Annotated in this window: 14 protein-coding genes; 9 read left to right on the plus strand and 5 right to left on the minus strand. The window is 42.6% G+C overall.

The genetic code is table 11. The annotated features are described in order from the left end of the window. Positions 1-30 precede the first annotated feature (30 nt). The 4 genes from rpsO to FTT78_RS04470 form a co-directional block, all read right to left on the minus strand. A complete protein-coding gene (rpsO, locus tag FTT78_RS04455) occupies positions 31-300 on the minus strand; it encodes a 30S ribosomal protein S15 (RefSeq protein WP_004975922.1) in 270 nt (89 codons plus the stop codon). An 821-nt stretch (positions 301-1,121) separates the two neighbouring features. Further along, positions 1,122-2,864, minus strand: a complete 1,743-nt coding sequence (gene recD, locus FTT78_RS04460; protein WP_218945015.1) for an exodeoxyribonuclease V subunit alpha — start codon at positions 2,862-2,864, stop codon at positions 1,122-1,124. A gap of 109 nt (positions 2,865-2,973) precedes the next feature. After that, on the minus strand, positions 2,974-6,741 hold the full coding sequence (locus tag FTT78_RS04465) for a UvrD-helicase domain-containing protein (protein WP_257234729.1): 3,768 nt from the start codon (positions 6,739-6,741) through the stop codon (positions 2,974-2,976). Beyond that, positions 6,738-10,478, minus strand: a complete 3,741-nt coding sequence (locus FTT78_RS04470; RefSeq protein WP_180043896.1) for an exodeoxyribonuclease V subunit gamma — start codon at positions 10,476-10,478, stop codon at positions 6,738-6,740. Before FTT78_RS04470 ends, FTT78_RS04465 begins: the two co-directional genes overlap by 4 nt. Before the next feature lie 236 nt (positions 10,479-10,714). Here FTT78_RS04470 and FTT78_RS04475 point away from each other — a divergent pair, with 236 nt between their 5' ends. Then, positions 10,715-11,224, plus strand: a complete 510-nt coding sequence (locus tag FTT78_RS04475) for a hypothetical protein (protein WP_218944916.1) — start codon at positions 10,715-10,717, stop codon at positions 11,222-11,224. A gap of 65 nt (positions 11,225-11,289) precedes the next feature. Here the strand turns inward: FTT78_RS04475 and FTT78_RS04480 are convergent, their stop codons facing one another. Next, positions 11,290-12,708 carry a phosphate--AMP phosphotransferase gene (locus tag FTT78_RS04480; protein WP_104852966.1) on the minus strand — a complete coding sequence of 473 codons (1,419 nt, stop codon included), beginning with the start codon at positions 12,706-12,708 and terminating at the stop codon, positions 11,290-11,292. Positions 12,709-12,954: 246 nt separating this feature from the next. On the opposite strand from FTT78_RS04480, the gene FTT78_RS04485 reads away from it, so the two are divergent. From FTT78_RS04485 to FTT78_RS04520, 8 genes are all read left to right on the plus strand, one after another. Next, positions 12,955-13,659: a hypothetical protein gene (locus FTT78_RS04485; protein WP_004975910.1), complete on the plus strand. Its 705-nt coding sequence runs from the start codon at positions 12,955-12,957 to the stop codon at positions 13,657-13,659. Between the two features lie 168 nt (positions 13,660-13,827). Beyond that, the gene (ubiE, locus tag FTT78_RS04490) at positions 13,828-14,772 is read left to right on the plus strand and encodes a bifunctional demethylmenaquinone methyltransferase/2-methoxy-6-polyprenyl-1,4-benzoquinol methylase UbiE (RefSeq protein WP_004975907.1); all 945 of its coding nucleotides are present in this window, start codon (positions 13,828-13,830) and stop codon (positions 14,770-14,772) included. An 11-nt stretch (positions 14,773-14,783) separates the two neighbouring features. Further along, a complete protein-coding gene (locus FTT78_RS04495; protein WP_178318348.1) occupies positions 14,784-15,497 on the plus strand; it encodes an SCP2 domain-containing protein in 714 nt (237 codons plus the stop codon). 13 nt (positions 15,498-15,510) lie between these two features. Continuing rightward, positions 15,511-17,130, plus strand: coding sequence for an AarF/ABC1/UbiB kinase family protein (locus FTT78_RS04500; RefSeq protein WP_096901336.1), 1,620 nt, complete (start codon positions 15,511-15,513; stop codon positions 17,128-17,130). A gap of 207 nt (positions 17,131-17,337) precedes the next feature. Continuing rightward, on the plus strand, positions 17,338-18,417 hold the full coding sequence (locus FTT78_RS04505) for a patatin-like phospholipase family protein (RefSeq protein WP_131261096.1): 1,080 nt from the start codon (positions 17,338-17,340) through the stop codon (positions 18,415-18,417). 126 nt (positions 18,418-18,543) lie between these two features. After that, complete coding sequence (gene hisIE / locus FTT78_RS04510) at positions 18,544-19,326, plus strand: bifunctional phosphoribosyl-AMP cyclohydrolase/phosphoribosyl-ATP diphosphatase HisIE (RefSeq protein WP_004975893.1); 783 nt, start codon at positions 18,544-18,546, stop codon at positions 19,324-19,326. 22 nt (positions 19,327-19,348) lie between these two features. After that, positions 19,349-20,851, plus strand: a complete 1,503-nt coding sequence (locus tag FTT78_RS04515; RefSeq protein ID WP_180043894.1) for a UvrD-helicase domain-containing protein — start codon at positions 19,349-19,351, stop codon at positions 20,849-20,851. Between the two features lie 16 nt (positions 20,852-20,867). Further along, on the plus strand, positions 20,868-22,241 hold the full coding sequence (locus FTT78_RS04520) for an AAA family ATPase (protein WP_168417571.1): 1,374 nt from the start codon (positions 20,868-20,870) through the stop codon (positions 22,239-22,241). Positions 22,242-22,484 lie beyond the last annotated feature (243 nt).

Raw genomic sequence — 22,484 nt, forward strand, 5'->3', positions numbered from 1 at the left:
AATAGTCCGAAAATAAAAGCTTAAATCGAATTAACGACGTAAACCTAAAGCAGCAATCAATGCGCTGTAACGAGTCACATCTTTGCCTTTAAGGTAGTCAAGTAACTTACGACGTTGGTTAACCATACGGATTAGACCGCGACGGCTATGGTGGTCGTGTTTGTGCTCTTTGAAGTGACCTTGTAAGTCATTGATTTGAGCAGTTAAAAGTGCTACTTGAACTTCTGGTGAACCAGTGTCGTTTTCAGCACGAGCAAATTTAGCAATGATCTCTGCGCGATCTGCGTTTGTTAAAGCCATTCGATTTCTCCGAGATGCTTAATAAAAAGATTTGATACCGATCAATTGATTGCTCAATTGACTGCCGTGCATCACTACAGCAAGGGGATTATTTTAAGGCAAAAACGTGCCGATTGCAAAACAGAACGACAAACAAGCACTTTTAATTTTGAGATGTACCAATAAAAGTATGATTTATGCTAAGGGTATACACATCATGTTAGGTATAAAGTGTCTAAGGAAAATAAATATACAATTGTATATGATTGATAATATGTAATATTTTGCCAACTGCTTTTCATCCACTGGAATATTTTGCCGTTAAAATAAAACAGCCCGAGCATAGCTCGGGCTGTTTTTTGCGCTGTAGTTTCTTGTCTTATTATTCTTATTGTCTTGTTTATTGTGGTTATTTGCGCGTTTTCGCGTCTTATTCTCTGAACATTCCTGTTCTTGCTTTCACGTCCTTGTGTGGTAGATTTTGCCACAATACTAAAGTGAAAGAAGTCGTATTTCTCGTATCTGTTTGTAAGCTTTTTCTTACAACAGGTAAGCATTGTCAGCATTTTGCAAATCACCCAAACTTACAGGCATAAAAAAGCCCTGTAGTCTCTCCCAAAACTACAAGGCTTAGCGGCTGTAAGTTTCCTCTTCTCACTCACGTCCTGTCAGTTCGCTGTCTTTCGACATTTATCGTTATTATTCTGCGATTATGCTCAACTATCCCTATTGAGCTTTTTATGTGAAGTCATCTTCTCAAAAAGATCTTGAAATCTCTATGCGCAAATTTCTCGAATCAATGTAAGCCATTTCGTACAAAACCATCTCTTATTCAGTTTTACTTAACAATCCAAAGCGTCATTAATTCTGGCTAATAAACCACTGCTGCGACGGGTACGAATCATCAAAGCTTGCTGCAAAGCTTGCGCATCAACCAACAAACTTACGACTTTTTTAGCACGGGTAATGGCAGTGTAGATCAGCTCCTTACTCAGCAAGTTTTTTGCCGCAGCATCCAACACCACAGCTGTATGAGTAAATTCAGAACCTTGCGATTTATGAATAGTAAGTACAAATGCGGTTTCAATATTTTTAGGTAAGCGTGTTGCAGGCACCCACTTATTTAAACTTGGAAAATATACTTCAAACTGGCGCTGATCATTCTGCTCTCGCATAAAACAGATGCCAATATCACCATTCGACAACCCCAGTTGATAATCGTTATAGGTCATCATGACGGGGCGTCCTGCATACCAATCGCCATGTTTGGTTTGTTTTAACTGTTGCAACAAGCGTTTTTCAATCTGCAAATTCAGTTGTTGTAAACCCAAATGACCATGACGAATTGCGGTTAAAATACGGTAATCATCAAATACATTCACCACATTCTCAACATGCGCTTGAAATGCTGTACTTGATTGTTCCAAGCCCAAAGTATGTGCTTTTAATACCGCTACATAAGCCTGATAACCATACATCAGCTGATCATAATAATGCGCTAAATTTTCCGCTGAAATTTGCCCATTTTGCTGAGGTAAATATTGCAGTTGTAGGGCATCTATTTCGACTTGCTTAAATTGAATTGGCTTTAATTCACCTGCTGCCACGACTTGCTGTTCAAACTCAGCCAAAACCTGTGCAGGAGAATGTTCTTGCTGAATAAACTTCGCCATTGCGCCAATTTTTGCACCTTCAGCAAAACGACGTGTGGTCACTAAATTGACACGGTTATTTGCGAGTTCAGGCACTTGCTGTAAATCGGCCAATACTGTACCGACATCGACTGAAGCCAATTGATTGGCATCGCCCAACAGAATTAAACGTGCCTGCGCAGGAATGGCAGCCAATAACATCTGTGACAGGCTTAAATCCAGCATCGACGCTTCATCGACCACAATCACGTCATAAGGTAGAGGTTGTTTAGCGTGAAAACGTGGCTTGCCTGTATTGCCTAAGCCCAATAAACGATGCAAAGTCACGGGTCGTAATTGACGTAAAGCATCGACATTAAACATTTGTAAAGCTTGACTATTCAAGGCATTTTGCAAAGCTTCATCCATCCGCTGTGCCGCTTTGCCTGTTGGTGCAGCCATCGCAATCCGAATATTTGGCAAAGCTTGATTAAGCACCGCAACAATATGCGCCAAAGTATAGGTTTTTCCTGTACCTGGCCCACCAGTGATAATACTTAAACTTTGAGTTGCCGCAGTCTGTAACGCTTTTTGCTGCTGTGGATCTTGCAATAAATTAAGCTGTTCGGCTTGTAATTCAAAGGACAAAGGCGGCTGCGCCTGAATCCGTAAAATATCGCTAGCAACCTGATGTTCCAGTTTCCAGTAGCGATACAAATACAAACGCTGCCCATCAAATACAAACGGTGCAATTTGTGGATCAGGATTTAAAGCGCTACGCTGCAAGTTCATGTGCAAATGTTGCAATGCCGCCACTTGTTCTGCGGTTGCAGGAATACAGCTATCCCCTTGCTGAATAGCATCGAGTACCTGTTGCATCAAAATTTGCGCTGAAGCATCAAAAGTGACATTGCTAAATGGCGGCTGACATAGGTAATCCATCCACGCCTGCATTGGCGTTTGAGCTGAATTTAAGTGAATATGCTTGTTTTCCACACAGTTATCCTCAAAGTTATCCACAGGATAAGCAATTGTTTTATTAAGTCGATAAGCTGACTTAGCGTTATTTTTTAAGTTCAAAGTAACCCAATATTTGATCTAGTTGCAGAATAAATTCCGCATCTGGCCGCCAATGACAAACCCCTTGCCCTGCTTGCCCCTGCATACCACGCAAATACAAATAACTGGCTCCACCCAAATGTTGCCGAATATCATAATCTTGCAAACGACTGCTCAAATAACGGTGCAACGCCACCAAATACAAGGCCGCTTGTAACCAATAACTCGATTGGGTCATGTTGTGTTCAAGGTTGGTTTTTTCATAATCGCGCTGATCGGCACCCAAATAATTACTCTTATAGTCGGCAATGTGATAACACTGCCCATCAAAATAAACCAAGTCAATTGAGCCTGTCAGATAACGCGCAGTAGCGGCTTCATTTAAATCTTGAATAGGATGTCCCGCATCTTCAAACAATTGCTGAATTGCTTGAATAAATAAGCGCTGATCTGCCAACGCCAAATAGAATGGAAACTCTGATAAATAATGTGCAGTAGATAAGGCGGAAAGCTGGAAAGTATCGTGCAAAGGAGTATTCAACACATCCTTCAGCCACTCGGTCATGTGCGCAAAAATATCTGCTTCCTGCACAGTCGCGCTGCCTTTGGCAGTGTCGAGTTTTGCAATCAAATCTACCAATAACACATCTGAATTAAACTCTTTGTCGTTATGAAAACGGCGTTTGACTTCTTCAAAAATGTCATCATGACTGGCTTGAAAGTCGATATATTCAAAGAGTTTATGTAAAAAACTCCCCGCTTGAGTACCACGCTGAAAATTAGCTTTGATCCATGCAATCGGTTGAGCCACCTGTACGATTTCCTGTTCCGTTTCGACAGGTTCCTGATTGATTTCGTCGGCAGCAGCAGCCTGCTCCTCGCTTGCCAATGCCAAAGTATCGCTACGCATGGCGGCAGGTAAATGTTGTGCCAAGCCACTAAAACTGGTTTTGGTTCGTGGATAAAAGCGACGCTGCGGAAAATCTGCAGCTTCAATCTTAATTTCTTGCACTTGTTCAAGTTGTAATGCTGCCGCCAATTGTGTCAGAGGTGCTTCATCACAGCTCCATGCTGCTGCAATTTCTGCTGAACTTGGCGCTTGTAAACGCCAGACATTTAAACCAGCAGATTTTGGTGCAGCCTCTTTTTTACCTTCTTTTGCAGGCGTAGGCTGTTTTAGCATCGCATAGACCCGATAACTGGCACGGGTGAGTGCCACATACCAAAGCCGATTCAACTCTGCCAAACGGCGCTCACTGTGCTGCTGCATTGCTGTGGCATCTATGTCTTTATGTTTAATGGCAATGATACGTTGCTCAATGCCTTGCTCTTCCTGCGTTGCAAACACCAAAGCAGACTTGTCAGATTTGGGCGGCTGATCTGCCGACATCAAAAAGACCACTTTAAACTCCAAGCCTTTGGACTGGTGAATGGTCATCAATTTCACGCCTGCCGCATTAGAAAGTTTTCGTTCAATTTCCCAATCGCGTTTGGCAGGTGATTCAACTTGCTGTAAATACCAGTAATACAGCATGTAAGCCCCTTGATGGCGTTCACTTTGACGACTCAGCAATTCAGTCAAATGACGTAAATTCACCACATGCCGTTCATTGTCAAAACTGCGTTTCGCCACCAAATTTTCCCAAACTTTAAATAAGTTTAGGCAGTAATTCCATGCGGTTAAAAAGCCTTTATTGACCCACATTTCCCGAATGCAGTCGAAGTCATAAATAAACTGACCTAACCCCTGTTGCTCAAGTTCAATCAACTGTTGCAGGTTATAACCCAATAAACGTGTCAGTAAGGCACGCTTGACCTTGGCTTCATCATAAGGATGTAAAATTGCAGTTAAAATTGCCGCCACATCTTTGGCTAAAAAGCCTGTAAAAACACTGCGCTGACTACTTCTATTGACCTGAATTCCAATCCGTTCAAGCTCGTATTGGGCTTGATCAAGCTTTTGATGACTGGTCGATAAAATGGCAATATCATCGGCTTGTAAAGCGACTTTGCCTGAAGAGTGATCAAAATATAAATCGCCTGCAATGCCTTGATTTAATAACTCGCGAATTTTTCGTGCAATTTGAATGGACTCATCCTGTTCATGTTCCACCGTTACCCAACGCAGCGGTGCGGGATTGGCCTGTTGCCGATCCATTAAAGCAGGATGAGGACGTGAACCTGCAATGACAGGTTCATAAATCACTTTCTCACCAAAAGCGGGTTGGCGTTGAAATAACTCATCCACCACACAGACCAACTCTTTCACTGAACGATGATTTTGTCTGAGTGAATAAATGCGACCTTGCTTTTTCAGCACGTCATCACGGGCATTGTTATAGGTCAGCATATCGCCACCGCGAAAACCATAAATCGCCTGCTTAGGATCGCCCACCATAATCATGCAACCGCGCGCATACCACTTCGGATTACGCCAAATTTGCGCCAGCATGTCGTCTTGATCTTGGTTAGTATCCTGAAACTCATCCACCAAAATCAGTGGATAACGGGTATGCACAAACTGCGCAAAACGCTGCCCACGTTCGCCCTGCAACGCTTCGGCTAAGCTGCGAATTTGTTGGGCAAAAGTGGTTTCCCCTTTTTGCTGTAAAAGTTGCGGTAAACGCTGCTTGACGTGTTGTACCAAATAGAATTTTAAATTGGTATCCACCAATTCAATTTGACGCTCAAAATTAAGTTTGGCATCCACAACTGCTTTAATTTTTCGGATTACAGGATGATCAAAAAAAGCATCTTGCACCTCTTGCGTACATGGCGCTTTCGCTTTGTTAAAAATAGATTTTCTGAGCTTACCGTCTTGATTCAAATATAGTGCAAAGACCGCATTAAACAATTCAGCAAGGTGTGAATTAAAATAATGTTCTAAAGGATTATGCTTAATTTTTTCAATCAGTTTTGGCAAAGCTTCTGTAAATAGTGGCTGCAACCCCTTCTTGTCACTCCCCGCGACATAATGGGAAAAATTAAAACTATATTCACCATCATAATATTCTTTTAATTCTTCAATTTGCGTGATGTTGATACTGGCTAAATTCTGCAACGCCTCTGCTAAATCCTGAACCTCCAACTGTGCCTGATCTATGCCCTGAATCTCTGCCGATGCAAAATTCAAACTGGTATTGACCAACCCCTCATAATCGGCTGCAGATTTCAACCGCCCACATAACAGCATATAGTCCACAACATGCTGAGGCTGTGCCTGAATCCATTCACGCAGCACATCATGCACCAATTGTTCGGTATAGACCGATGCTTGGTCAGTAATATTGGCGCGCTCAATTTTGCCACTTTCAAAGGAAAATTCACGCAATAATTTTTGGCTAAAGCTATCCAGCGTTCCGACAAATAATTCATCGAGTTGTGCAATCACCAACTTCAAACGTGAACTGGCATAGTCCAGTTTTAAACGATATTTCTGCAAAATATGTTTGAGTAAAGGGTCTTGTAGTTGTGTAATTTTCTCTGCAAGGGCACGCTGATCTAAAGACTGGTTTAAACACTGATCGATATATTGTTGGGTTTCAAGCAAACGTGCACGAATACGACTTTTTAGCTCGGCTGCTGCGGCACGGGTAAATGTGGTCGCAATCACCTGATTAGGCAAATAATCTTTCAGGAAAATCCGCACCATCAAACTAGATAAAGTATAGGTTTTTCCTGTACCTGCCGATGCTTCAATCCAATGCAAGCCTTTAAATTGCATCTCTTGAATTGGGTCATAACAAATTGGGAATGGGCTAGATGAGTTCACGCAGATTCCCCTTGTTTTTGAAGATTTTTCGCAGATTCATAATTTTCAATGATGGGCTGATACAGTCGATGGCTATATTGCTGAAATGCCTCAATCAACAACGGTTCAGTTTCACTGTCTTGAAAAATAAATGACCAGTCTGGATGATTTTTCTCACTTTCATCAATAAAGCTCCTCCTAGCACCGTCATGCCAATGTTTTACGAAGCTTTCCATATTCAAAACTTGATCGGACTGAGCTTCATCCCACTGAATTTCAAATTCTTTTTTATCTTTCATTTTTAAAACCAAAGCCGCAGGCAATAACACAGGATATTGCTGTGCGTGTTTCCAGAACTCAAACCACTGGGCTAAATACTCGTGTGCTTGCTGTGCATGGATATTGGCAAAATGAATCACCGCATCTTTACACACCACAATCCGCTCTAAATCTTGCTGTTCTGTGTTCTGATAAGCCACCCAGAACAGATATTCCAACCATACTTCGGCATATTTTTTTGGTCTGGCACTCGCTGCCACCACGCTACACCAAAGCTTTGTCGGCTGTTCAGGCACTTGAATACGGATATGCAGATGCGGATTCATTTTCCAAAGCTGTTGCGTTGTTGCGGTTGCCTCATCTGCAAACTGCTGCAGTATGTCACGTAAATATTGCTGTTCTTGCAGTCCCGTTTTAAACGTGGCATTTAAAGTTTTGCCCACAGGTAAAGTATCTTGCAACAAGCTTTCTGCATCTTGCTCGCCATGTTGCAGTAAAAAATCACGCACACTATATTTTTCCAAGCCATTTAAAATCAGTGGCTCATGGTTCATTGCAGCAGTGTCGGATTGTAAATTTTCGACTCCAATCGCTTTTAAATAGGCACGTGCAGGGAAACATACATCTCGAATCCATTGCATACTGTCGAGTACCACCACGTCTTGTGGCAATAATGGATATTCACCAAACCATGCTTCGCGTGGTGTGGTTTCTTGCTGCATTTGTTTGGCAACCCGATACCATTGATCTTTAAAGCGAACTTCACGGCTTTCGGCAAAACGCAGTTGATCAAAAGGTTGCAAACTATGTAAGTGATAAAGAGATTTCAATTGTGCGGGAATCTCGACACCATTCAAATTTAAGCGTGAATCGCTAGCTTCATCGGGATGTTTCACAATCAACTCCAAATGCTGCACAAATTCCTGCACCAGCACGGATGGATCACGTACCTCACCATCGCTGACATCAAAACCGTTATAAAATAACCAAACACTGTCTTGCGCCAACAATAAACTATCTAAAAATGCCCCTTGATCATCCTCAATGCGTGAACGATCTCCCAGTTGTGGTTTTAATAATTGCATCAAATCAAAAGCCAATTGCTGGTCACGACTTGGGAACACGCCATTGTCCAAATTCAGCATCACAATCAGCTTATACGGCAGTGGACGAATTGCACCAATTTGGCTAAAGGTAATGGCGCCCGATGGACTGGCTTGTTCGAGTTGGGTTTCGAGCTGGGCTGAAATTTCTTGCAGAATATAATCCAGCGGTAAGCTTAAATGACGCAAATCTTGACCCGACTGCACATCAAAATAACTGGCTAAGGTCAGCATACGGTCATGTTTTTGCACCAAACTAAACACCGATGCCAACACATCTACTCCTGCATCCTGAAACTCACTCAGGTCTTGCATCAGTTGTTTAAGCCAATATTCCACCGTTTTGGCTTGCCCCAATTCATGCTGAATTAGCCAATCACGGCGCTGTGCAAAATCCTGATAAATTTGAACCAGTTTAAAAATCAATTCAAAATCGCTACTTTGCACATCGGCATAACTTAAAGTGTGCTGAACCACGCAATGCTCTGGCACTGCAACGCCCAAAGCCAAACGATCTAAAGCAAACTTTAAGCTGAACCGATAATCTTGATCATCTGCACTCAGGCTGCGTTTTAAATGCTCGGCATCTAAACCACGTTTAAAACCTGCATTGGCCAACAACTCATTCATGCGCTCAATGTTGTTTAAATTCAAGGCATAACGCTGTTGTGTGGCAGCCAAACTCAACCAGTCGCCAAACTCCTCAAAGCTAAAACGTCCTTGTACTAGCGCTATACGCCCAACCACCGCACGCCAAGCATTATGAATGTCTAAAGAGCTGATGCCTGCAATTTGAATAGGCAAATACACACTATCTTGACTGAGTTGATGCCCTAAAGTAGCTTGATTCTGCTGTGCTTTTTGTTGTCCTTTCTGATAGAGATCACGCTCACTTGGCGGTGCAGCAAATACGCTGCGAATTAAAGACTCTTGTTCTTTGAGTTTCGGACTCAATACCAAAATATCACTGGCTTGGCGGCTGTCATCTTGTCCTAGCCATGCAATTAAACGATCTTTGAGTACCTCAAGCTGACGTAAACTTGAATGACACACATGAATTTGCAATGACTCATCGGCAGGATCTAAGTCATACGCCTGCGCGACTGGCTCAACCAAATTCAATACATCCGATTGAATTTTACCCAGTAAATGCTGCGGCTCTTCTTCAGGGAAAAGATCATACCACTCGCCTTCATCACCACTTGACAACGCCGCCAATAAAGAAAAGTGATCACGTGCCTGTTTACCAAAGCGTGTCAGCAAAGGATGATGTGACTCGCGCATATCGGCATTAAATTCGCCATTATATTTTTTGATATATGCAGCAATATCATCATCACTTACGGTTTTATTTTGACTTTCCATCTCACGAATAAAACGACTTTTGATTCGCGCATCCATGTTTAATTTCCACTTAGGATCGACCATGTCTGCCCAATATTCTTGCGATGGGTTGTAATGCAGAATAAAAATATCCATATACTGCGCCAAACGGCGGATAAACAGCAACTGACTTGGCGGCAAATCCAATAAGGTAAAAATCACCAACTGTTTGGGTAATTTGTTAATACACGAATTTGGATTTTCAGGCTCGCCCAAAGCTTGCCAAAATTGCAGATCAATCTCCTGCATTTTTTCAAAATCTGCATGAAAAATATGCAACCACAACCAACTTTGCCATTGCTCTAATTCTTCGGCTTGCTCTTGAGTAAATGCGGCTATTTCCAATGCCGCTTGTTTTTCTTCTTCGCTCTCAAAGTTTTTAGGGATATAAATTTGCTGCTTTAAGTTCAGGCGTTTCTGCTGTCCCCAAACCGCTAACCAATTGCTTTGACATTGGCAGACACCCTCGCAGCCTTTTTGGCAAAAACCACGATAAACCATGTAATTGCTAAATAAACGTGAAACTTTATCTGCCACCCAATACAGCATGTTTTGCTTTTTGAGCTGCTTTTCTAAACCCTGTGACAATTGCTCTGCGCTGTCATAAATTCGCTGAATCAAACGATGTAAAGCATGCTCGGCAGGAAGTGGGTTTTGTTCGTGTTGTATCCACGGTTGTAAGTCATAAAACACACGCCATTGCATCACAATACGCGGAATATTTGCCTGACGCACCCGATCTTTATCGTCTAAAACTGCCTGATAAGCGGCCCATTGAAAGGCACGAATACGATGATGAAATTCAGTATTGGCACTAATGCCTTTTTGCTCGGCTATTTTTTCCGTCAGCCACTTTTCTACTGCCACTGAAGGCACAATAAAATGCTGGGTTTGTAGCACCTGAAGCGGATTCGATGTCGGTTGACGTATGGTTTTCAGCATTTCATTGACTAAAACTTCTATACGTTGGCTTTGTATGACATGAATCGCCATAAGGTATCCTTTAATTTATTTTGAATAAGAATGTATTAAATGTACTAGAAGGCCGTTGATCTATCATTTGCCTCAAGCACAACAAAAGAATAAAGATTATTGGCTATACACTTACAACGGTGTATGACACTTTACAAGCATACTTTTATTGCCTACTTTATTCAAAAAGTGCTTTGAATAAAGTGGTTTAATTTACCAAACAGCATACGATTATCCGCCATTTTAAGGTTGTACTTATGATAAAAAGAGAGACAATTCCAGACAGTATTGATCCAAGCCTAGACTTGGAAATGATTCGTGCAGAATGCCTAGAACTGGTCAAAAAACGTGCCTATTTTTCTGCAGGTGCAGCCATCATTCCTGTGCCGTTCTTAGACGTTGTCATTGATGTGGGCATCTTGTCGCAACTGATTCCAGAAATTAATGCACGTTTTGGCTTATCTCCTGAGCAAGTCAGCGTGTATGATCCTGAAACCCGAAAAGTCCACTGGAGCGAATTGCGTAAACGCGGTGTGGAATTTTCAGGCTTAGTCGTGGCGCGTACTGCAGTAAAAAAATCCCTGAATAATGTCGCAGCCAAGTACATCACCAAACAAGTCACCAAGTTTATTCCATTGGGTGGACAAATGGTGGCAGCAGGTTTGGGTTATTTTATTATGAAAAAAATTGCCGAAACGCATGTTGAAGAAAGCTATAAACTGGCAAAAAGCATTCAGCTTAAACAAGCCAAAGTTGTGAATGCTTAATTTTTAAACTAAACAGGCTCAAATTCAGCTAACTTAACACGCAGTCTTTGCATCCTCGAGGCAGATTATTCTGCCTTGAGTTGTTTCAAGATGGTTCTTAAAATTTCCAAACGTGCTGCATTTTTGTCATTACTCGGAATGATGTGCCACGGTGCATATTCGGTACTGGTACGTTGCAGCATATCTGCCGCTGCCACCAAATAATCATCCCAACGGCTACGGTTGCGCCAGTCTTCATCTGTAATTTTAAAACGCTTATGTGCGGTTTCCTGACGTGCTTTAAAACGCAGCTCCTGCTCATCTTTACTAATGGCTAACCAAAATTTGATGACGACAGTTTGATGATCATTTAAGTCTTTTTCAAAACGGTTGATTTCGTCATAAGAACGCTGCCATTCCAGTGGGCTAATCAAACCTTCTACACGTTCTACCAATACCCGCCCATACCAAGAACGGTCAAAAATATTGATTTTTTCTTCAGGCAGAATTTTCGTCCAAAAACGCCACAAATAAGGACGACTGATTTCAAAGGCTTCAGGTGCACTAATGGTGTAAATTTCGTATTCACGCGGATCCAGTTTTTTTACAATCCGTTTAATCGCGCCGCCTTTGCCTGCTGCGTCCATTCCTTCAAAAACAATGCTGACATTACGGTTATCTAAACGCAGTGCATCTGCCACTTTTTTCGTGAGTTTCTTTAACTCTGCTTTATAGTCATCCTCATTGACCGATTCAGATACAGGATTAAGCAAAACTTCTGGAATTTCTGCAGCTTGCCAAGTGATGCCCGAACTGGTCGGATGCACAGGACAATGCTCTAAAGCACGTAAAATATGCTGTGCAAATTGTTGATCGCGGATGGTTTCATCTTCGCAATCAATCATAATCCAGTCATCGGTAAAGCGTTGGCGCAGCTTTTGCAAGCTGTCATATTGCTTTTTATTGCGCCAATCCAAGCCGTGCAATTTATGCCAATGCACTTCGCTCGGTTCCATATCATCTAGTCGTTTTTGTAGTGATTTCCACGATAAATCGAACCAGATTTTAATGACATCCACATGGTTATTTTTTAAGTCTTCTTCATAGGCACGCATTTTTTCGACATAGTTATCAAACATGGTGTCATCAATTTGTTTAGACACATGCATGGCTGTGCTTAATAAGTCACTATACCAATTGCCAAACATCACCATAATTTGACCTTCGGCAGGAATAAAACGTGCATAAGGCTGCCAAAGTGTCTGTTTGGGATTAAACGGGTGTGGCGCATCGGCTTTTACCCTTAAATAACGCGGATCGACCCATTCCCTAAGTTGTTTGACCGACTCTCCTTTCCCCGCCAATTCAATGCCGCTCACTAAAATCAGCAAACTTTTGGCATTTTTTTCACCTTTGGTATTTTTTAAAGCATATTGGGCTTCAATTAGCTCGACTGAAAGTTGTTCTTCTTCCATGAGTTTAAATTCAGTATGTGCTTGTGACATCATCTACCCTATTATTGTGTTATTTAAGCTCTGCTGATCATTCGTCTATATTTACGATATTAGAATGAGCGACAGACTTTGATCAGTATACGAATATCGACCCATTTTTTAACAACTTTTCGCGTATTTTTGTAGATTAATCTCACACACTGACCTTTGCCGTTTGGAATTCTGTGTAATTTGTCATAGCGACGAGATCAAACTCACATTAAGATTTGCCCATTCAACTCAATAATGAGACACCCTATGTCTAAACTTGCTGCTTTAGATGAGCTGTTAGAACTGTATTATCAATTTAAATATCATAAAAATCCTATGCTTTTTCAACGCTTACAAGATGTTCAAGCATGGCAAAAACAGCGTATGCAACGCACCCATGCCACACAGTTTGCCGAAAAGCACAATGTCTTGATGGCTGAATATTTTTTAAACCGCTTATATGGCGGTCCAGATTTTGACGCTTTGGCAGGTCAAATTGCTCGCCTACTGAAATATGCACACAAAGCTGAAAAAATCATCCCTGAAAATGCAATAAAAACAGGGACTTCTGGGGTAAGTCTGGCGATTTTAGCAGTGCAGTTAGATGAACAAGTCGCGATACAATTGCTACAGGACTATCCTGAAAATATGCCTTTAAATGATGAGATGATGCGTCTGACTTATTTAAAGCTCGATCAGGGCGAAGCACGCTTAAAACAATTAAATATGTTGGATGAACTGGGTAAAAACCTAGATAAATATATGCGCTCTTTTGTGGTCTATACCGCTTTTAAAATGTGTAAAGGCGCGGCGCAAAAATACAGTTTTCAAATTATGTATGAGTTTATGCAAGATGGCTTTTTAGCCATGAAACCATTAAAGTCTGCAGAGAAATTTGTGAAGCAATTTACTACCACAGAACGGGAAATTATTGCCAAAGTACATGCAGGTGATTTACATCCATTTTCATAATCCCAATGTGTGAAATAACCAACACTTATTCAGCACACTTACGCTATCTTTGGTTTTTTCTGTATATTATTCATAACAATTGCATGATGATTACTGTACAAGTGCTTAGAATCTGTCATCATGCATACACTGCAGCCTTAAGCCTTTTTATCCTGAGGAGTGACTCCAATGTCGAATGAAAATCAAACGCCTACCGCTACTCCCGAGTCGGCACAACCAACAGACAAAGTGAGTCCATTCTTAACCGAACCTCTACCGCAAGGCGCTCCACAAGGTCAGCAACAATCTTTAGAACAAAAATTAACGGATACACCTGTTACGGGTTCAGTGCCAAAATATAATTTGCCGCGCGGTGCCAACACAGGCAATGTCGGTGCAACCACACACTTCGGCTACCAAACCGTCAGCAGTGAAGATAAAGCCCAGAAAGTCGCAGAAGTCTTCCACTCGGTTGCAAGCAAATACGACATTATGAACGACTTAATGTCATTTGGTATTCACCGCTTATGGAAACGCTTTGCGATTAATATGTCAGGTGTACGTCGTGGTCAGCGTGTACTGGATATTGCGGGTGGCACAGGTGACTTAGCTAAAGTGTTTAGCCGTGAAGTTGGCCCTACAGGTCATGTGGTACTGTCAGATATTAACGAATCTATGCTGAATGTTGGGCGTGACCGTCTCATTGATGCAGGCTGTACCAATGTCGATTTCGTACTGGCCAATGCCGAAACTTTAGAACCATTTGAAGACAACAGCTTTGACTTACTGACTATTTCATTTGGTTTACGTAACGTGACCGATAAAGATGCAGCTTTGGCAGCGATGTACCGCGTACTCAAGCCGGGTGGTCGTTTATTGATTTTAGAATTTTCAAAACCAGTATTTGAACCGTTCTCAAAACTCTACGATTTATATTCATTCACAGCATTGCCATTGATGGGTAAAATTGTCGCAAACGACTCAGAAAGCTACAAATACTTGGCTGAATCTATTCGTATGCACCCAGATCAACGCACTTTAAAAGGCATGATGGAACAGGCAGGCTTCCAAAACTGTGATTACCACAACCTGACTGGTGGTATTGTTGCCGTTCACCGTGGTTTTAAACTCTAAGGCGTACCGCAATGTGGTCAATTCTCGCCCTTGGTGCAGTTGAGAAACTGATTCATCATGTTATTGATTTGGATGCGATTACTCGCATCCAGCTCAACCAACTACACGGCAAAATGTTGCGTGTGGTGCTCGATTCGCCACAGCTTTCTGTAGATGTCTTTTTTGATGACAACAAAGTTCGTTTAGAACCTACTGCAACAGGTCACAGCGAGCAGCCTTCTATTTTTGAGCATGAGAAGCGCTCTAGCTTCGCAAGGTTTGATCAAGCGCAAAATATCAGCCCCGCAACGGCCACTTTGCATGTTAAAAATGTGGTGCAATTGCTTAAACTGTTGCTATCCGATGAAGTGGGCAATATTCCCCTACAAGGTGACTATCATCTTTTACAAGATATTCAGCGCATTATGCAGCAGGCTGAACTAGACTTGGCCGCACATTTAAGCCCTTGGATTGGTCCTGCTTTGGCTCATGAAGTTGGCAAAATTCAGCTTGCACCCAAGCATTTAAAACGCAGTCTACACAGCCATTTGTTCTTTGCTGAAGATGCCCTAAAAGAAGACAGTGGTTTATTTGCCCCACGCTGGCAAATGGATGACTTACAACAAGATACGCGCATTTTTCAACAAAATTTAGACCGCGCCGAAGCCAAAATTCAACAGCTACAAGCGCAGCTTGATGCACAGCCAGATACCGCTTCTGACACCTTAAACTCCACTCAACCCTAGGGAATAAGTCTTTATGATTCCGCACGTTTCACGTTTACTCGAACTTTGGCGCATTGCCGCGCACTATAGACTCGACACGTTGTTTCCTGCGGAAGAACTACCAGAAAAGGCACGTCATGCGCTCAGTTTTATTCGCATGCACCCTGCGGCTTGGTCAAGTAAAGAACGTAAAAACCCGCTGAAGCTCAAAGAAGCTTTAGAAGAAATGGGACCATTGGCAATTAAACTTGGGCAATTGCTGTCTACGCGTCGTGACCTGATTCCGCCTGAAGTTTTACAGCAATTGGTGTTGCTACAAGACCGTGTCAAACCATTCGGTTCTGACGTGGCACAAATGCGAATTCAGCAATCGCTCAAGGCAGACATCAACACCCTGTTTGCCCGTTTTGATGAGCAACCTTTAGCAGCAGCCTCCATTGCGCAAGTCCATACCGCTGCCTTGCATGATGGTCGTGAAGTCGTCGTTAAAGTCACCCGTCCCGATATTCGCCAGCAAATTCTACAAGATTTTGAAATTCTGGAATGGCTCGGTGCAGCACTGGAAAAACGTCTGGAAGCGGCACGCGCTCTACATTTATCTGAAATTATTCAGGACTATCGTCAAATTATTCTCAACGAACTGGATTTGACCTTAGAAGCGGATAACACCCGCCGCATGCGTCACTACTTTACAGGCTCAAGCATGATGTACGTGCCTGAAGTCTATATGGACAGTAAAGATGTGATGGTGGCAGAGCGCATTACAGGTGTGCCAATTTCCGACACGGCAACCTTTGATCGTTTGGGGATGAATCGTGCCGATTTGGCAGAAAAAGGCCTCACAATTTTCTTTACCCAAGTGTTCCGTGACAACTTTTTCCATGCCGATATGCACCCTGGCAACGTCTTCGTGGAAACCATCAATCCGAATAATCCGCGTTTTATTGCGCTAGATTGTGCGATTATGGGCGAGCTGTCCAAGCATGACCAAATGACCGTAGCACGTATGTTGCTGGCGGTGATGAACAGCAACTTTATGCAGCTGATTCAAGTGGTACACCAAGCTGGCTGGATTCCACCGGGCACAGATCAAGATGCTCTCGCCCGTGAAATGCGCCGTACTGTCGGGCCAATGGTGTCTAAACCGATGCACGAATTGGACTTTGCAGGCATTCTGATTCAGGTCATGGATATTGCACGTCGTTTCCATTTGGAAATTCCACCGCAATTGATGCTACTCCTGAAAACATTGGTGCATGTTGAAGGCTTGGGCACAGACTTATATCCAGAACTGGATATCTGGAAACTGGCAAAACCAATTTTAACGGATTGGATTAAAGCCAATATGAATCCAGTCAAAAATGTCAAAGAAATTGGGCAGCAAATTCCCGACCTGTTACTGGGTGCGCAAGACTTACCAAGTTTAATGATTGACAGTTTAAATGGTTTAAAAAACCAATCGGCTTGGCATTCCAAACAATTGCATGAATTACAAAGCATGCGTCTACAAATGGAACATCAGCAAAAACGCAGCTGGATTTTTGGCAGCATTATGGCCATTTTCCTCTCCATTGCGATTATTGCACCGTGGTATGTCTCTATTGTTTTAATCGCGTTGGCAAGTTTCTTGGCGATTTGGCGTATAGCTAAATAAAGCCACATTGCTTGATAACAAACTGATTAGACGATAAAAAAATTAGAAAGCCTGTTTTAAAGCAGGCTTTTTTATCACGCTGATTTTCTCTAACTCATCCTAAAAACTACCGCATGACTCATCAGTCACCAAATGATGCCTCTCGCCATTGTTGCAAAAATCACCACGCCTACAATTAATGCACATTTGTAGCGTTATAGATCAAGCATGACTCAGCTTTTGCATAAACGTGCCCCTGCACTCAGTATTCGCGCAGGACATCTGGCACGCCAACTGATTGAACAAGAAGGCTTACATGCCCAACACGTCGATATTATTCCAGGTGCAGCAGGCGGCCCCAAAGGTATTGGCATTCAAGGCTTAGACCAAGCTATTTTTGGCGAGTTTTTTGCCCAAGCCCCAAAGCGTCGTACTGTGGTCGGTTCTTCAATTGGCAGTTGGCGCTTTGCCAGTATTTTGGCGTGGGGCGCAAAACAAGGCACTGAACGCCTGTCCGATTTATATACCAACTTGTATTTTCATAAAAAAATGTCGCGCCAAGAAGTCGCTGAGATTTGTCAAAATATGCTGTTTGAACTGATTCAGGGACAGCAACAACAACTGATTCAGCATCCTGACTATCACCTCACGGTCATTTCCGTCAAAGCTCAACATATTTTCCAAAGTGACCAAGCCTTGCCTTTGCTAGCATCTGTGGCTGGAATTATTGGTAGCAATGCCATTGCGCGCAAACATAACCGCTTATTTATGCAACGCGTCATCAGCCAACCTGCGCAAGGTCAGCAGTTTATGGTAGAGGATGATTTTGTCACCCATTACCAAGCCCTGAATGAGCAGAATGTCGCACCGTGGCTGCTCGCCTCAGCGTCTATTCCCGGGGTGATGTCTGCTATTCGTGACATTCCTGATGCGCCCGTGGGCAGTTATCGGGATGGTGGCTTAATTGACTACCATCTAGATTTACCTTACCAAAGTCAGGGCATTGTGCTGTACCCACACTTTACCGACAGCATTACCCCTGGCTGGTTTGATAAAATGTTGAAGCATCGTAAAGCCAATCCTGAAAATCAGGCCCGGACACTCTTGCTATCACCTTCGGCAGAATATTTAAGCAGCTTGCCTTTAGGCCGTTTGCCCGATCGTAAAGACTTCACCTTAAAAGGTTTAGATCAGGCACAGCGCATTCGCTTATGGAAACAATCGGTGGCAGAAAGTCAGCGTTTGGGCGATGAATTTCTGGAAATGGTGGAAAAACAAAACTTCCCTCAATTTATGCAAACGCTTTGACAGTACAAATCTGGCAAGATAATTTAGGTAAATTGTCTTGAATCACGTAGACTATAGGGACGATGCAAAATCGTGCGCTCAGAAAATAGCGTCCATACAATTTAAATTAATTTTGGTGAACAACTCATGAATAACTTGCAATGGCTCGATGAAGTAAAATTTAACGAACAAGGATTAGTGCCTGCCATTGCACAGCATCATCAAACAGGACGTGTGTTGATGGTGGCGTGGATGAACCGTGAAGCCTTGGCACTGACTGCCGAAAAAAATCAGGCGGTGTATTTTTCACGTTCACGCAATAAATTGTGGCACAAGGGTGAAGAATCTGGACACTTTCAAACTGTGCACGAGATTCGTCTGGACTGCGATGCCGATGTGATTATCCTGCAAATTGAACAACATGGTGGAATTGCTTGCCACACAGGGCGTGAATCTTGTTTCTATCGCAAACTCACCGCCAATGGTTGGGAAATTGTAGATGCACAGCTGAAAGACCCGAATCAAATTTATGGTGAACAAGCCGCCAATGCTCACACCTTAGCCATGAGCCAATCAAAGGCACAAGCTGAACAGGTTGAAGTTTTGGCTTATTTAGGGCAAATGATGAGCGAGCGCAAAACCGCTAATCCTGACTCATCTTATGTAGCCAAGCTATACCATAAAGGCTTGAATAAAATTTTGGAAAAAGTCGGTGAAGAAACCGTGGAAGCAATTATTGCCGCCAAAGATTTCAACACCGAAGCCAATGCCAACAACAAAAATGACCTGATTTATGAAGTGGCCGATTTATGGTTCCACAGCATTGTCATGTTGGGTTATTTCGATATTGAACCGCAAGTGGTACTGAATGAATTGGCTCGTCGTCAAGGTTTATCAGGCTTGGTTGAAAAAGCCAACCGTAGCCATTAACGCGAAAAGCCAACCCTGATCTGTGTCTGTAATCACCAAGCCTCGCCCGACCTATGAGCAAGCCACTGCTATAGATAATGCACGTCTGGGCAAATCTTTTAAAGTGATTGCCTATGCAGGTACAGGTAAAACCACGACCTTACAAATGATCAGTGATGCCATGCCAGAACGGCGTGGCATGTACTTGGCATTTAACAAAGCCATTGCCGCAGAAGCACAAAGTAAATTTCATCGTCAGGTCGATTGTCGCACTTTCCACTCGCTTGCTTACCGCAGCGTTCCACGTGGAGTCACCGACAAATTACGTCTGCCACGCTTAAGCCCTAGCTTTATTGCAAAAGAGTACCGTTTAGAGCCAATTACCCTTAGACGGATGATGGGCGGACGTTATGAAAAATATGTGCTGATGCCAAGTCGATTAGCAAGCTTGGTCGCAAATGCAGTCAGTTATTTCTGCTCGACCAGTTCACAATACCCTGCCCCACGGCATTTACAAGCACCTAGTTGGTTGCACCCAGACGACATCGACACTTTACAAAAACATCTTTACCCTGCGGTAGAGCGGCGTTGGCTGGAGTCGATTGACCCCAATCATCAGGCTGGTATTGGGCACGATATTTACCTCAAACTTTGGGCTTTGTCTGAACCGAACATTCCTGCCGATTATGTGCTGTTTGATGAAGCGCAAGATGCTGACCCGCTCATGTTGGGTATTTTACTCAAGCAACGCAATACGCAGGTAATTTATGTGGGCGATGCACACCAGCAAATTTACGCATGGCGTGGTGCAGTCAATGCCATGCAACAACTGCCCTTGCCTGAATCACGCCTGACCACATCTTTCCGTTTTGGTGAAGAAATTGCGCTGACGGCCAATGCCATTTTAGGCGGACTGAATGAAACCGTGCCTTTGCTTGGTAATCCGCAACTACACTCAAAAGTAGTGAACAAGCCACACACCAAAATGCGTGATGCAATTTTATGCCGCACCAATGCCCGTGCTATGGAATTGTTACTGGCAGGTTTGGTGCATGGCGATAAAGTCAGTTTACAGGCTGACCATGTGCGTTTAAACCGTTTTGTTGATGCTGCTGCAATGCTAAAACAAGGCAAACGTGTGACTGATGTGCCTGAACTGGCTTGGTTTAACTCATGGCATGATGTCCATGAATATTGCGAAACCAACGATGGCAGTGACATCAAACCCTTGGTAAAACTAGTGGATGATCACGGAACCGACCCACTCAAACGGGCACTGGCTAAAATTACCCCGATTGACCAAGCTGACTATATTATTTCGACAGCACATAAAGCCAAAGGTCTGGAATGGAATCGGGTACATATTGAAGATGACTACCAGTTTAAGCTGAATGACAAAGAACATAAAATTAGTGATGAAGAGTTAAGATTACTGTACGTGGCCTGCACACGTGCTAAAGTAAGTTTAAATATTCATCATATTTACGATTTGGTACAACAACTGAAAATAAAAATGCCGACATCGTTACGCAAAGCGGTGGGGTAACTGCAGCAGGTGCGCTATGAAAATTACATCGGTTCATTTCAGACACATCACCCATTTTGCTGACTTAAAACTTGAACTGAATTATCACGATCTTCCCATCACCCTTATTTTAGGAGACCAAAGTGCGGGGAAGACTTCGCTATTACGCTTTAGTTATCAGGCACTGACTTGGTTTGCTGCACGTTATAAAGATTTACGCACTGCGGGTTTGGTCATGCAAGATCAAGATATTATGCAAACGCGCTTACAAGCAAAAATTGATGTGTGTGTGGAGATTCCAGCAGAAATTGGCAGCCTAGCAGAATCAAGCAACACACAAATTGAAAATACTCAACACTGTGACTGGCAACTCTATAAAACCCTGAACAGCAATGCTGTTGGGGTGAGCAAAGTAGAAACCGCTAAACTGGAAAAAATGGTGCAGCTCTATCAGCATGCTATTCGACATGACCCAATGCAAGGTTTACCGCTGATTGCCTACTACCCTGCGGAACGCTTTGTAAATGAAGTCAATTTACTCAATAAAAATAACCCACTGATTTTACAGCCTGGGCATGCCTACGAAATTGCAGCGATTCCTTTCACCACCTTTAGCCGTTTTTTTGAGTGGTTACGGGAAATTTCTGATATTGAAAATGCCCAAAGTGCGCAATTGCTACACAAGTTGTATCAGCAACAGCAAAGTGAGTTGCCACAGGCACTAAATCAGTCACTATTACATGCTTACTCACAAATGCATGCGCCCAGTTTGCAAGCACTCAAAGATGCCTTACAAATTGTACTGCCTGAAATTGAAGATATTTATCTGCAATATTTGCCAAAGCTACAACTCATGGTGCGTTGTCAGGGCAAAGAATTATTGTATCAACAACTATCGAACAGTCAGCGCAACTGGATTGCATTAGTTGGGGATATTGTACGGCGTTTATGTCTACTCAATCCGAACAGCCTTTATCCGTGTACAGAAGGTGACGGCATTTTATTGATTGATCAGATTGACCATCAACTGGATCAATCACATGCTGCACAAATTTTGATGCGTTTGCATCAAGCTTTCCCACGCTTGCAAATTATTGCCACAGGTAACCGTAGCGAACTTTTAGAACAGGCTGAACGCTTTCAGTGCCTAAAACTGGAACACAAACAATTAAACACTATTCATTGGCAAAGCCTACAGCCACAGTTTGCACAAATTTATGCAGATTTACTGGAAACCAGCGTTTCAGAAGATAACTCGCTACAAGAAATAAAAACTGAAGCACAAATAACCAGTGAAATTTGGCAGCAGATTCAAAACCATTGCAGTCCAGAGCAAAAACAGGAACTGCTACGTCGTTTGCAAAATGAAGATAGCCAAGCAACAACTGATCAGCTACCTGACTCAATCTAAGCTAAAACTCCAGCTTGATGCAGAGCATGACCATTTATTTTGTACAAAATTTAAGGTTAAGCAGAATATTTCAATAAAATTCAGGGCAAGATGCTTCGGGTCTGTACCATCGGGTATATAATGACTTCGCTGTATGCAGAAAAAATTGATGTTGTTTTATTCATGTAATAAAATCAGATTAATTTTAAACTTTTATAGTAAAATCCGATTTTGCTGTAGTTTTTTAAGTTGCGCAATACAACT

This window comes from Acinetobacter sp. YH01011 (genome assembly GCF_013420785.1).
GTDB classification, from domain to species: domain Bacteria; phylum Pseudomonadota; class Gammaproteobacteria; order Pseudomonadales; family Moraxellaceae; genus Acinetobacter; species Acinetobacter towneri.

What these genes read in the sequence shown, in the direction of transcription:
- FTT78_RS04520 (WP_168417571.1), top strand. Translation starts at nt 20,868, where the DNA reads ATGAAAATTACATCGGTTCATTTCAGACACATCACCCATTTTGCTGAC.
- ubiE (WP_004975907.1), top strand. Translation starts at nt 13,828, where the DNA reads ATGTCGAATGAAAATCAAACGCCTACCGCTACTCCCGAGTCGGCACAA.
- FTT78_RS04475 (WP_218944916.1), top strand. Translation starts at nt 10,715, where the DNA reads ATGATAAAAAGAGAGACAATTCCAGACAGTATTGATCCAAGCCTAGAC.
- rpsO (WP_004975922.1), bottom strand. Translation starts at nt 300, where the DNA reads ATGGCTTTAACAAACGCAGATCGCGCAGAGATCATTGCTAAATTTGCT.
- recD (WP_218945015.1), bottom strand. Translation starts at nt 2,864, where the DNA reads ATGCAGGCGTGGATGGATTACCTATGTCAGCCGCCATTTAGCAATGTC.
- FTT78_RS04470 (WP_180043896.1), bottom strand. Translation starts at nt 10,478, where the DNA reads ATGGCGATTCATGTCATACAAAGCCAACGTATAGAAGTTTTAGTCAAT.
- FTT78_RS04505 (WP_131261096.1), top strand. Translation starts at nt 17,338, where the DNA reads ATGACTCAGCTTTTGCATAAACGTGCCCCTGCACTCAGTATTCGCGCA.
- FTT78_RS04485 (WP_004975910.1), top strand. Translation starts at nt 12,955, where the DNA reads ATGTCTAAACTTGCTGCTTTAGATGAGCTGTTAGAACTGTATTATCAA.
- FTT78_RS04480 (WP_104852966.1), bottom strand. Translation starts at nt 12,708, where the DNA reads ATGTCACAAGCACATACTGAATTTAAACTCATGGAAGAAGAACAACTT.
- hisIE (WP_004975893.1), top strand. Translation starts at nt 18,544, where the DNA reads ATGAATAACTTGCAATGGCTCGATGAAGTAAAATTTAACGAACAAGGA.
- FTT78_RS04500 (WP_096901336.1), top strand. Translation starts at nt 15,511, where the DNA reads ATGATTCCGCACGTTTCACGTTTACTCGAACTTTGGCGCATTGCCGCG.
- FTT78_RS04495 (WP_178318348.1), top strand. Translation starts at nt 14,784, where the DNA reads ATGTGGTCAATTCTCGCCCTTGGTGCAGTTGAGAAACTGATTCATCAT.